This window comes from Halococcus sp. IIIV-5B (genome assembly GCF_003602035.1).
In the GTDB taxonomy this organism is placed as follows: Archaea; Halobacteriota; Halobacteria; order Halobacteriales; family Halococcaceae; genus Halococcus; species Halococcus salsus.
In genome coordinates this window covers 361,184-373,352 of sequence record NZ_QZWE01000001.1, presented here as the reverse complement: position 1 = coordinate 373,352, position 12,169 = coordinate 361,184, and the positions used below count along the sequence as shown (strand labels likewise).

Annotated in this window: 11 protein-coding genes; 4 read left to right on the top strand and 7 right to left on the bottom strand. The window is 65.7% G+C overall.

Translation table 11 applies throughout. The annotated features are described in order from the left end of the window. The first annotated feature begins 2 nt into the window (after nucleotides 1-2). On the top strand, nucleotides 3-791 hold the full coding sequence (locus tag D3261_RS01720; protein WP_120068071.1) for a winged helix-turn-helix domain-containing protein: 789 nt from the start codon (nucleotides 3-5) through the stop codon (nucleotides 789-791). A gap of 5 nt (nucleotides 792-796) precedes the next feature. On the opposite strand, the gene D3261_RS01715 is transcribed toward D3261_RS01720, so the two are convergent. Beyond that, nucleotides 797-1,087, bottom strand: a complete 291-nt coding sequence (locus tag D3261_RS01715; protein ID WP_120068069.1) for a transcriptional regulator — start codon at nucleotides 1,085-1,087, stop codon at nucleotides 797-799. Nucleotides 1,088-1,108: 21 nt separating this feature from the next. Between D3261_RS01715 and D3261_RS20815 the strand changes: the two genes are divergently transcribed. Next, nucleotides 1,109-1,234, top strand: a complete 126-nt coding sequence (locus D3261_RS20815) for a hypothetical protein (protein WP_255409176.1) — start codon at nucleotides 1,109-1,111, stop codon at nucleotides 1,232-1,234. Between the two features lie 218 nt (nucleotides 1,235-1,452). Here D3261_RS20815 and D3261_RS01710 read toward each other — a convergent pair whose 3' ends face one another. The 5 genes from D3261_RS01710 to D3261_RS01685 all read right to left on the bottom strand — a co-directional run bounded on the left by D3261_RS01710 (nucleotide 1,453) and on the right by D3261_RS01685 (nucleotide 8,589). Continuing rightward, entirely contained in the window at nucleotides 1,453-3,255 is a 1,803-nt protein-coding gene (locus tag D3261_RS01710; RefSeq protein ID WP_120068066.1) for a flippase-like domain-containing protein, read from the bottom strand. A 45-nt stretch (nucleotides 3,256-3,300) separates the two neighbouring features. Then, nucleotides 3,301-4,989 (bottom strand): radical SAM protein, encoded by a 1,689-nt coding sequence (locus tag D3261_RS01705; protein ID WP_120068064.1) that lies wholly within the window; start codon nucleotides 4,987-4,989, stop codon nucleotides 3,301-3,303. Between the two features lie 242 nt (nucleotides 4,990-5,231). Next, nucleotides 5,232-5,771 (bottom strand): hypothetical protein, encoded by a 540-nt coding sequence (locus tag D3261_RS01700; RefSeq protein WP_233553813.1) that lies wholly within the window; start codon nucleotides 5,769-5,771, stop codon nucleotides 5,232-5,234. 771 nt (nucleotides 5,772-6,542) lie between these two features. Further along, nucleotides 6,543-7,832, bottom strand: coding sequence for a glutamate dehydrogenase GdhB (gdhB, locus tag D3261_RS01690; RefSeq protein WP_120068058.1), 1,290 nt, complete (start codon nucleotides 7,830-7,832; stop codon nucleotides 6,543-6,545). Between the two features lie 145 nt (nucleotides 7,833-7,977). Then, on the bottom strand, nucleotides 7,978-8,589 hold the full coding sequence (locus D3261_RS01685; RefSeq protein ID WP_120068056.1) for a cyclodeaminase/cyclohydrolase family protein: 612 nt from the start codon (nucleotides 8,587-8,589) through the stop codon (nucleotides 7,978-7,980). A 202-nt stretch (nucleotides 8,590-8,791) separates the two neighbouring features. Between D3261_RS01685 and D3261_RS01680 the strand changes: the two genes are divergently transcribed. Continuing rightward, entirely contained in the window at nucleotides 8,792-9,460 is a 669-nt protein-coding gene (locus D3261_RS01680; RefSeq protein WP_120068053.1) for a bacterio-opsin activator domain-containing protein, read from the top strand. A gap of 132 nt (nucleotides 9,461-9,592) precedes the next feature. Here the strand turns inward: D3261_RS01680 and D3261_RS01675 are convergent, their stop codons facing one another. Beyond that, nucleotides 9,593-10,846 (bottom strand): RNA-guided endonuclease TnpB family protein, encoded by a 1,254-nt coding sequence (locus tag D3261_RS01675; RefSeq protein WP_120068050.1) that lies wholly within the window; start codon nucleotides 10,844-10,846, stop codon nucleotides 9,593-9,595. Between the two features lie 306 nt (nucleotides 10,847-11,152). Here D3261_RS01675 and D3261_RS01670 point away from each other — a divergent pair, with 306 nt between their 5' ends. Beyond that, nucleotides 11,153-11,668, top strand: coding sequence for a hypothetical protein (locus tag D3261_RS01670; protein WP_120068047.1), 516 nt, complete (start codon nucleotides 11,153-11,155; stop codon nucleotides 11,666-11,668). Nucleotides 11,669-12,169: the final 501 nt, after the last annotated feature.

Below are 12,169 nucleotides of genomic sequence, written 5' to 3'. Positions count from 1 at the left end.
CAATGACCACGCGCGAAGATATTTCGTTTCTTGCGGGGTCGGAAAACCGGGTGCGAATCCTCGAAGCGCTCCGTGACCGGCCGCATCGCCAGTCCGATCTCGTTCGCGAGGGTGACCTCTCGCGCTCGACGGTCCACCGCACGCTCGATGGGCTCACGGACCGCGAGTGGGTCGTCCGCGACAACGGGAGGTTTCGTCTCACGCCGGGCGGACGGCTGATCCTCGAACGCTACGAGGGGCTCGAGAGCGCGGTCGAGCGCGTCGGCGAGTGGGGGTCGTTCCTGAACCGGCTGGGCGGCGACGCCGGGGCGCTCCCGCTCGCCGCGCTCGACGACGCCACGCTGATAGCCGGCTGTCCCGAGAACCCCCACGCGGCGCTCACCCACCTCGCCGACGTGTTCACGGACACGACCGAGGCCGAGCGCTTTCGGGGGATCTCGCCGGTCGTGAGCACCGTCATCAACGAGGCCGCCTTCGAGCTCGTGAGCGCCGGCGTCCCGATGGAGCTCGTCATCGACGATTCGGTGTTCTCCACCTCGAAGGCGTCCTTCTCCGACGCGCTCGACGACGCCCACGCGTTCGAGAACATCGAGCTGTTCCAGTATCCCGGCACGCTGGAGTTCGGGCTCACGATCCTCGACGACCGCGTGCTTGTCGGTGCCTACGACGACCGTGGGGTGCTCCGTGAGTGTCTCGACGGTACCGACGACGCGCTCTTCGAGTGGGCGACCGCGGTCTACGACGAGCGGCGGTCGGCGGCCCGGCGCATCGACCCGCTGGCGTCGGAGTGAGTCGGTTACTCGACCCTGAACAGCGGTTCCTCGATCGATTCGCTTCGGCACTCCGGACACCGTGAGGGACGGTTCGCGCGGTCGTCAAAGCCCGCGAAGCCACAGTCGCGACACTCGGGCGGGGCGGCGAGGAGCTGTTCGTCGGTGCCGTCGAGCGACTGGGCGATGTGTTCGACGTGTGAGAGCGCGTCGTTCGTCGGGATGTCGAACTCGTTGGCGATGGTGCCCGCGGCCGCGGTCCGCCCGCGAAGGTAGTCGGCGATCCGCTCGCGCGTCGTCGCGTTCGCGTTCTCCATACCCCGTTTCCGATGCGCCGGGTGAAAACGATTTCCGCAGCGGCGAGCGGCGGTGCGGCCGCGGGGCGGCTGCGGCCCGCGGTGGCGGGCAGCCGTGTGGTCGCGGTGCTGTTCCTGGTGGATGAAGGGCGAGCGCGAACGGAGTGAGCGCGAGGGCTTCGGCGGTGCGGTGCTGTGCGGTTGCGGTAGGCGGTACGAAAGCGGTCTGCGGGTGCGGATCGTTAGTGATTGTATCGCGGGCGAGGCGGAGCCGAGCGAGCGGGCCGAGGAACCTCCGGAGGAGGTGACGACGGCTTTTGATCCACATTTTGCCAGGGAGCGAGTGAGCCGAAGGCGAACGAGCGACCGCAGCAAAAGGTGGGGGCTTATTCTGTGGGCGCGGCCTCGACCTCTTGCCCCTCCTCGACGGCGGTGGTGAGCGAGACGTTGAGGACCGCCATCGAGACGAGACCGCCGATGACGGTGACGACGTTCTTCACGGCGTGGTCGACGATGGCGACCGCGAGCGCGACCGAGAAGCCGACCGGCGAGAGGCCCGTGACGAGGAGCGCGAACGCGCCCTCGTAGAGACCGATGCCGCCGGGCGAGAGCGGGAGGACCTTCGCGAGGTTGCCGACGCTCACCGCGAAGAAGCCGACCGCGAGGAGGGTCGATGGGGCCGCCGAGACGTCGAACGCAGCGAAGACGACGAGCGCGGTCACGACATCGAGCGTCCAGATGAGGAGGCTCGACGCGCCGACGCGAACGAACGCGCCGCGGTCGCTGGCGACGGCCTGGATATCGCCGACGAAGCGCTCGATGACACCGGCGACCGTGTCGGCGTAGGCGTCCGTGCTGATAGCCCGCACACCGCGGCGGACGAGGTTCGAGTCCGAACTCGCGCTGGCGACGATGAGCCCCACGGCGGCGATGGCGGCGATACCGATCCCCCCCGCGACCGTCACGGCGAGCTGGCCGCTCTGGTGGCCGCCCGCGACGGTCGCGGCGAGCCCGGTGAGGCTGGTCGCGCCGGTCGCGGCGAGCCCGAGGAAGACCACGCCCGCGAGCAGGGTGATAGTGAGGAGGTCGAAGACACGCTCGACCGCGAGCGAGGCGAAGCCGGCTGGGTAGGGCACCCGTCGACGGGTCTTCACGACGTAGGCGCGGACCGCATCGCCCGCCCGCGCCGGGAAGACGAGGTTCCCCGTCTGGGAGACGAACACCGCACCCGTGAGGAAGCCGATTCCCTCCTCGAACCCGAGTTCGGCAAGGATGTCACGATAGCGCACGCCACGGACCGGCCACGAGAGGGCGTAGACCAGCGCCGAGACGGCCACCAGGGCGAGGTCGGCCCCCTCGATGGCGTCGAGCACGCTCGACACTTCGAGGTACTGGGTCATCAGGACGACCGCGAGAACCGTCAGGAGGGTACCGGCGGCGAGCGTGACCCGCTGGGTGATCCGCGGCGCGACGATGACCTGCCACCACGTCCGGAGGATCCCGCTGCCCATCCCGAGCACGTCGCGGACGAAGTCGACCTTCGTGTCGCCCTTTGGCGTCCAGGCGACGGGAAACTCGTTGACCCGGTAGCCGGCGCGCTGGGCGCGAACGAGGAGTTCGGTGTCCCAGAACCAGTGGTCGTCGTCGATGTCGGGGACGACGTCCTCGAACACCTCGCGGGAGAACGCCTTGAACCCGCACTGATGGTCGCGAACCGACGAACGCAGGAACAGCCTGACGAGGCGGTTGAAGACTTTGCTCGGGACGTCGCGGCTCGCGGGCCGGTCGGCGTCGCTCGTCCCGAGGAGCCGGGAGCCCGTGGCGACGTCGTACTCGCCCGAGCGCACGCTCTCGACCAGCGTTTCGAGGTGGGTCATGTCCGTCGCGAGGTCGGTGTCGAGATACGCGAGGGTCTCACCCTCGGCGGCCGTGAAGGCTCGAACGAGCGCCCCGCCGCGGCCGAGCCGCTCGTCGCTGTGAACGTGGCGGACCCGATCGTCCTCGTTCGCGAGGCGGGTCGCGATCTCGGGGGTAGCGTCGTCGCAGCCGTCCTCGGCGATCAGGACCTCGAAGGATCCGTGGGGGAGAAACGAGTCGAGGGTCGAGAGCGTGGTCCCGACGGTCCCCGCGAGCGTGGCCTCCTCGTTGTAGGCCGGAAGGACGACGCTCACGGCGACCTCCTGATTCATTGTGCGGTCTGGGAAAGCCACCGACAAAGCCCTTCTGGGTCGGGGTCAGTCCGCGCCCTCGGGCGTTCGTGCGGTCGCGAAGCTCGGGAGGTCGACCCCGAGCGTGTCGCTCGCCTCGTCGGGCGAACCGTAGGGTCGGTTCACCACCAGCGTGCCCGCGCGCTGTTTTCCGAGCCCGGGCAGCGCCGCGAGCTCGTCCATCGAGGCCGCGTTGAGGTCGAGCGGGGCGGGAACGCCCGACACCGATCGGTAACCGTGGTCCGTGACCGCGATGTCTACCGTCTCGCCGAGCGGGTGCTCGCCCGGGATCCCCACGAGCAACGGGTAGGTGCCGAGCTGTCGACCGAAGGTCGTGCCGTCCTGATGGTATTCGAGGTGGACGTCCGGAAGCAGGGTGCCGACGGGGGCGACGCGCCCGAGCATCGGGTTGTCGATCTCCTCGCGGACCTCGCGTTTGTAGCGCTTGAAGAGCTTCTTGTGGTCGTCGGCGATCGCGGTCCCAGTTTCGTTCATCTTCGTGCCCGCGAAGGCCATCACCTGCCGGATGTTGACCCGTCGGAGCGAGAGTCCGGCGTCGTAGACCCGGTGGAGGAACTGCTTGTTCAGTTCGTAGGTCTCCTCGCGCTCGCCCGCGAGACCGTGAAGCAGGTTGATCCCGGGGAGGAGCTTCGGCAATCGATCCTCGCTGGGTCGCCAGCCCGCGGCCTCGTTGACGATCTCCACCGCCCGGAAACACTCGTCGGCGGTCACGTTCAAATCGTTCTGTTCTTGCACCACGGGATCGGCGCTTTCGAGCCCGAACGCCGCCGTGTCACCGGGGGTGTTGTGCTCGGCGATGATCTCGAGGCCCTCCCTCGATTCCTCGGGCCAGCGGACGATGGTGATCGGGTTGATGTTGTCGAGGTGGAGGGTACCGAGGTCGGGAGCCACCTCGCGGATGCCGCCGTAGAGGTCGCGGAGCGCCTCGGGGTTCGGGGCCTCGCCGTCGCCGCCGTAGGCCAGCAGGTCGGCCTGGCGGCCGAGCCGGAAGTGGCGCACCCCCGCCTCGTAGAGCGCTTCGACCTCCCTGACGATGGACTCCGGGGGCCGGAAGGACGGGTTGCCGTAGAGCGGTTCGGTACAGAACGAACACCGGTAGGCACAGCCGCGCGAGGTCTCGATCTCACAGATCAGGTAGTCCGGGTGGTTTGGGTGGCTCTCGACCACGAACGCGCCCTCGCGGGCCCACCGCGTGACCTCCTCGACGTCGCGCATCCGATTCCCGAACCCCTCCAAACCACTCTCGACGAGGTCGTGGGCCGCCGCCTCGACGTCGCCCTTCGCCACGAACTCGAAGTCGAGGTCCTTGCGCTTCATCTCCTGCCCGCCCGCGTTCTCCTCGCCGACACCGAACCTGACGGGGCCGCCGAGCAGCGTGGTTCCCTCCGCGACCCACGCAACCTCCTTCACTTCGTCGGGTTCGGCAGGCGTTCCACCGACGTACTTCCCGGGGACCGTCATCCCGCCGAGGTAGATCGTGAGGTCGGCCCCGGCCACGTCGCGCCAGTTGGCCTTCTCGTCGCGGAGCTCGTCGATGGTGTGGTAGGTGATCCGCTCTTCGGGAACGCCGGCATCCACCAGCGCGCCGGCGGTGAACCGCGGGTAGGTCGAGACGTACGGCGGGACCCCGAAGTGGGCGGGCTCGTCGACGTAGCCGTCCACGAGGGTCACGTCGAGGGTTGTGGGGTCGGTCATACCCGCTGGTGCGGTCTCCGGGCGTAAAAACCCGATTACCGGGCGACTGCCTCACGGGGACGACACCGGATTCGGTTTGGGTGAACGCCGTCATCGACTCGGTCGCGGTCCCCGTCGGAGCACCGCCGACGCGAGTTCCGATATCCGTTCTCGGAATCACGGCGTTCGTCTCACTCGCTTCTCCGACCTCGATCCCGGAGGTTGCGATTTCACAGAAGAGCGTCGACGACTCGTCGTCGTGGTTAGAGGTCCCCTCGGCCCTTGAACCACGACCCGACCGGATCCTCTCGGTTCGAGGTGGCTCCTCGATAGAGCGCGGACGCGATACTGACGGCGAGGATGAGGCCGACCCAGCCCAGAATCGGGACCGCGTCGAAGAACGCTACACCGAGGCTAGAGAGGGCGATGACCACCATCCCGACCGACCCGACCAGCAAGCTGTAGACCGGCCACACGATGGCGCTCTCGGTGCTGGGGTTCATGTACGGGCTCACCTGGAGCCACGTCTCACCCAGTCTGACGAGTTTCCGGTTGGGCTCGTACTCGACGACGCCCATCCGGTGGAGCTTCGGGAGGTGTGACTGGTGACAGGAGTTGTAGACGCTCTCGCGCACCCGACGTGGTGGCGGCGTCTCCCCGGTTTCGAGCGCCGCGATGTGTTCGGACAACTCCCGGAGCGTGACGGTGTCATGCGCTTCCTGGAGGCGTTCTAGCAGCCGAGTACGCCGTTCGTTCCGGAGTACATCGTGTATTTCGTATTCGCTCAGTTGTTTCGATGCCATCTCCAACTCTTACTCGTCGCCCTTCAGCAGTAAGGCGGATGTCTAGTTATTTAAATTACATAACTCGATCAGTTATTCGTAAGTCGAGAAAATCCAATCGATATACACGATTTTACACGGTCGTGCTCTCGTGGAACGCACTGGCGTGACGAGTTGGTGTGCGCCCCTGGTCCGGGGTGTGTCTGACAAAGAGGGAACGGACGCGCCGAATCGACCGCCGAACCGTTGAACGAGGTCCGAGTGACGCTTCGAGGGGAGGGACGGCGGTGAGCTGGCGGCGGTCGATCTCAGAAAGCGCCATCGGTACACGCCGTCGACACTGGAACCGTCCCAGCCGAGACCGGTTTGGGCGGACGACCTCCGGTCTCGGGTCGGTCTCTGAAAGGACATTCGCCGCCCGACTTGCGGACTGGCGGAGCGTGTGAACTGATCGAACTGGCCCCGAGCTTTCCCGACGATCCTACGAGAGACGTTCCTCGATGCTCGTCCAACACTCGATACAGACCCGTCGGTTGACGCACAACCGTCTGATGGGGGTTTCGTCGGTCGTGATCTGGCTCACCGAACGGGTCCTGTCCTCCACTTCGAGTATCACTCGATGCCGTGGCCGTTCCGAGGCGAGGGCCCCGTCGCACATCGGGCACGTATCCATTTGCTACGAGATAGCACCGCTCCCTCATAAACTCATCTCCGTCGTGTCTCGTCCCCCGAACGGTTCGAAACGGCGAGACGCCGTTCCGCACGGGATGGCCGAGGACCGCCTGAACGGTGCTACGGCCAGAGTCCGCGTTCGTCGTAGGCCTCGGCGATCCGTGAGAGCGCGACGATGTACGCGGCATCGCGCCACGAGACGGAGCGCTCCTCGAACTCGTCCCGAACGCCCTCCCAGGCCGTCAGCATTTCGTCCTCGAGCTCCTCGTTCACCCGCTCCTTCGACCAGGCTCGTCGGTTGATGTCCTGGAGCCACTCGAAGTAGCTCACCGTCACGCCGCCGGCGTTCGCGAGGATGTCCGGGATGACCGGGACGCCGCGGTCTTCGAGGGTTTCGTCGGCTGCGGGCGTCGTCGGCCCGTTCGCGCCCTCGACGATGAGGTCGGCCTCGACGTCGTCGACGTTCTCGTCCGTGACCACGTTCCCGATCGCGGCCGGGATGAGAACGTCGACGTCGAGTTCGAGCAGCGTCTCGTTCGAGATCGTCTCGATGCTTTCATCGGTTGCGGCATCGGTCAGCGGCCCCTCGCCGTCGATGTCCGCGATGTCGAGTCCCGTCGGGTCGCGGATCGCTCCGTCGACGTCGCTGACCGCCGTGACCGTCGCTCCCCAGCTGTCCAGTATCCGCGCTGCGGTCGCCCCGACGCTCCCGAACCCCTGGACTGCGACTGTCGTTTCGTCGAGTGGCCGGTCGTAGTGTCCACAGGCCTCCCGGGTGACGATCGCGACGCTCCGACCCGGTGCCTCGGAGCGCCCGTAACTGCCGCCGATGGCCGGACGCTTCCCGGTCACGACCCCGGACGTCGTCTCGCCGTTTCGCATGCTGTACGCGTCCATGATCCAGCCCATGACCCGGGAGTCGGTCCCGATATCCGGGGCGGGGATGTCCTTCGTCGGACCGATGAACGAACTGAACTCGTGGGTCAATCGGCGCGTGAGCCGCTCGGTCTCGATCTTGCTCAGCTCCTTCGGGTTCACCCGCACACCGCCCTTCGCGCCGCCGAACGGGAGGTCCATCACCGCACACTTCCACGTCATCAACATCGCCAGACCGACGCACTCGTCCCGGTCGACCTCCGGGCTGTAGCGCAGCCCGCCCTTGTAGGGCCCGCGGACGCTGTCGTGCTGTGCCCGATAGCCGGTGAAGACGTCGACGCTCCCGTCGTCCCGCCTGACCGGGATGGTGACCTCCTGTATCTTGCTGGGGTGGTGGAGCTGTTCGATGATGTCCGGATCGACGTCGACGTAGGCAGCGGCCTGCGTGAGCTGTTGTTGCGCCGTTTCACCGATCGAGTGTTCCGCGTCGGGACTCGACGACCCGTTCGAAGGTGCGGACGTGTCCTCGCTCATTTGGTGGACCGGCTCTCGGTGACCCTCCCGGAAAGGACTGTGGCTTGCGACGTCCCTCCCCTTCCATCGATGATCATGGTCGTGTTCGCGCGAGGGTCGTCTTCACGCGAGAAGCGTGGCCCACGCGGGACCCTCCGAGACCGGATCATCCCCTTCGTTCGAGGTTCGACGTTATTCGCGAGAGCGCGTCGTCGCTCTCGTCGCCGATGGTCTCCAACCGACCGTTCGTCTCCGAAACCGCCGTCGCGTCCTCCAGTAGCTCCAGGTTCGTCCGCGCCGTGAGGACCGACGACCGGAGGGCCGAACGGGTGAGCAACGCCCCGGTTCCGGTATCGGCGAGGGCGTTCGTGTTGCCCCTCGCTGTCGCTGCCGTCGCGTGTTCGAGGACGTCGAGACAGCACTCGGCGACCGCGACGGGGACGTCGACGGCGTGACGTACCCGCTCCTGAACCGACTCGGCGCGACCGCCGTCGTCCGACGACTCGAAAGCCGACTGTAGCTCCTCGACCGCGACCACGTCCTCGTCGGCGAGCTCCAGCAGCCGGGTTCGATGTCCTTCGAGCGCGTCGCGACGGGCCCCGAACTCGGTGTGGACATCGGCGTAGCTCTCCTTCCCGAGGGTGTGGATGCAGGCCATCTCACAGAGCGCGGTGCCGAACGCACCACCGACGGCCGCGACTGCACCGCCGCTCGGCGTTACGGTGGGTGCCGCGACGCTCGCGAGGAACTCATCGAGGGTCTGGTTTGCGACGGTCATCGCTGTTCCCCCGGTGAGACCATCGGCACGGGCAAGAGCGTACTGGCACCGGTCGTGTGGTAGGGGTTCCATACCGAGCCGTGTTTCCCGGGTCGTATCGAGCGATGTTCACCGGATATCCGAACGTCACCCTCTTCGACGCGTGAACAGGGCATCGCTCATCGGACAAAACCTTCATGTGCAAGCGTCCTGACGAACGGTTGTGTCGACGATAGCGGAGTTCAGCATCCCGGTGACGGAGTTCGCGCTCCACGACACGCTCGAACGCCGCCCGGACATGGTGTTCGAGGTCGACCGCGTGGTGGCCCACGAGACCAGCCGGGTGGTGCCGTTCGTACGGGCGACGTACGGGGAGTTCGAGGGGTTGACCGGGATACTCGAGGACGACGCGAGCGTCGCGGAGGTCGAACTGCTCGCCGACGTCGAGGGCGAGCGATTCTACCGGATGGTGTGGACCGAACGGGCCCAGATCATCGGCTACATGGTCGCCGAACTGGGGGCGACCGTCCAGGAGGCCACCGCGAGCGACGGCGAGTGGCACCTCCGCGTCTTCTTTCCCGAACGGGACGGGCTGTCGGCGACCAACGAGTACGCCCGCGAAAGCGGATGCAGCCTGAACGTGACCCGTATCTACGGGGTCGACGAACTCGAAGAAGCTCGACACGACCTCTCCGAGGGCCAGTACGAAGCCCTCACCGCGGGCGTCGAGCGGGGCTACTACGACATCCCGCGCGAGATAAACGCCCAGGAGCTCGCCGACGAACTCGATATCTCCCACCAAGCCCTCTCCGAGCGGTTCCGACGGGCGACCAAGAACCTCGTCACGGACACGCTCCTCGTCGACCAGAACGAGGAAGACGAGCGGAACTGAGACTGTGGTGCAGGGAACGGGACCGCGTCTCGGCCGAAAGCCCGTCGGGAATCGTTCCGGGGCCGCGAGCCGCTCCGAGCGACGCGGCGACGGACCTCGCCGTACGCACCTCCGGTCCGGCAGGTATGTCAACTACCAATGGCTAACGTCATTGGCTTGTCGGTGGACTCCCACTCTGGCCGACACAGTGTCGGCGGGGGTAAACTCCCCACTCGTGTTCAGCGTCCCCGACTTCAGGGCAAGTTGACGGTTCGCCCGTCCCGACCGAGACTTTTGCCCGGCCCGGACGTGCTTCAGACCGACGTTCTTCGCCGCGTTGTAGTCAGCGTGAAGCGAATAGCCGCACTTCGCGCAAGAAAAGTCCGCTTGCGACGGTCGATTATTTCGTGCCGTGTGGCCGCACTTCGAGCACCGTTGCGAGGTGTACGCCGGATTCACCTGAACGGTGTCAATACCGAACGGCTCGGTCTTGTACGAAACGTACTCGAAAAGCCGGTGAAACGCCCACGTATGGAACTCCTTGGCCTTTGGCAACCGCGAACGGATGCCGTTCAATCGCTCGAATACGATAGCCGAACAGCCGTGTTCGGCGGCTTCTTGAACCAACTCTTTCGAGACGTTGTGCAAGAGGTCGTTCGCCCATCGGCTTTCGCGGTCGCCGATGGACTGCATCGTTCGGTGCGCCGATTCCGTTCCGATCTGTTGAAGGCCGCCACGGACGCGCTCGTAGGCGTCTCGTCGGTGGTTGAGCAAGCCGCCGGACCAGAACCTACCGGTCGAAGTGACCGCCAGATTCTCGATTCCGAGGTCCACGCCGAGGACCGTTGGGTGCTCGGCAGGTTCGGGTTCGTCCATCTCCGTCTTTGCGCGGAGGTGGAGGTAGAACGCACCGTCGCGGTAGTGGAGTGTCGCGCCGGCCACGTCGAAGGCGTCGTTTTCGACATATTCGGTGAACGGTGTCCCGTCGGTTTTGGGTGGCAGGACGTACTCCGCTTCGATCCTTCCGTCCACCGTCGAAAGCGACACACGGTCGTTGTGAAACGTGGCGCTTCGCTTGTCGTAATCGGCGAAGTCGGCGGTGAACGTCGGGAGTTCGGCGTACTCACCGTCGGACCACCGTGCGACGACGCCTTTGATGGCGTCAGCCGCCCGCGAACGGGCGGCTTGTACGAGGTTTGCAGTGAGTCCGTCAGTTCGCCCACGGACTTCAGCGTAGGTGCGTTCGTGAAGGCGTTGCTTGCTCGTCTCGATGTAACCGTCATCGTTGCGAGCGCGTTGAACGACGAGGTTCGCGGCGAAGCGAAACTCGGCGAACGTCGCAAACAGGGATTCGGTGGCACTGTCGCTCACGTCGAGCTTGACCGGGACAGTGCGCCGAACCTCCATACTTCATACGGGTCAGTGAGATACTTAAAGAAAACGGTACTCCCCGGTGGGGAGTCGGGCGATCGGAGGGGTACAGCATTCAGAACACGCAAATTGGATCGGGCTTCCTCCCACGTACGGTGTCATAGAACGGTTGGCATGGTGTTCAGCTAGTAGCAGAGAACCTCGCTACTGCCTGTCCAGAATAGTGGTGATATTGGCTGATTCTTAGACGTCGCTTTTCGGGTCGTTGCGGAGGTGTGTGAAGACTTTTATGACACCCTCCCCACGAGTAAACTCGTGGGTTTCCGCCCTCGGGGCTGTCGTATGAAGTCGAGAGGTGTGGTCTGGCTCGTCGCTCTCGCGATCACCGTCTTCATGGTCGGTGGAAGCATCGCTGGATTCCCCTTCGTCGACGACTCGGGGGCGTCCCCCGACCAGTCGTCCGAGACGCTCGTCGTCACGGACTTCACTCCCAGCGAAGTGCACTGTGGCCCCGGCGTCCAGCCCGGGATACGAATGCTGCGGATGAACGCGCCGACGCAGCATCGTTCGAACTACACGATCGCGGGGGCGCTCCCGGTTCGCGGCCCGAGCGCGGCACTCGATCAGCCGCGGGTGACGAACGGGCCAACGCAGTTCCTCATCAACGTTACGAGCCCACAGGCTGCGGACAACCCCCAGAATACGAGCTGTGCCGCGTTCTATCGCCTGGAGTTCACCGTCCCCTATGCGGGAACCGACCCGCATTCGGTGATACTGCTCCACAACGGCCGATTCGTCCAGCAATCGTACACCTCGCAGTTCGAGAACGGAACGTCCGTCAGCGGGGAGCTCACGTAAACGAAGGCGACGCCGACGACCCACGCGAAGAACGGGCTTCGACGAGTAGCGACCCGTCGAAGATCGATGAGATCGGTGACCGCGGCACGGTTCGAGAACCCTCGGTTCTCGATGCTACCGAACTCTGACCCCGGCTCGCCGTTGCGGGAGCCCACCGCCTGCTCGTGCCACCGGCCGACGCTATGGGTGGCAGGTGAAAGCTCAGGTGTTTACCCACCGAGGGAACTGGACACCAACGGGGAAGCTCGGAGGGCTCTTCCCCATTGCCATTCATACGTCGGGGAGACCCACGCGCTCGTCACCGGATTGTACGTCGCTAGAGAGCCATCCGAGGGCAACCGTTCCGTCGTGATCGCACTCGCCTTCGGTAGCAGACCACCGAACACGGGTGTTGGGTGGTCGCCGTCGTGTTCGGGGTCGGCGGACGGCGTGCGATGTGGGTCATGGGCTTCGCTTTTCCCCGTGAGTACCGGCGATCTACCGGAACGTCCGACAGCACTA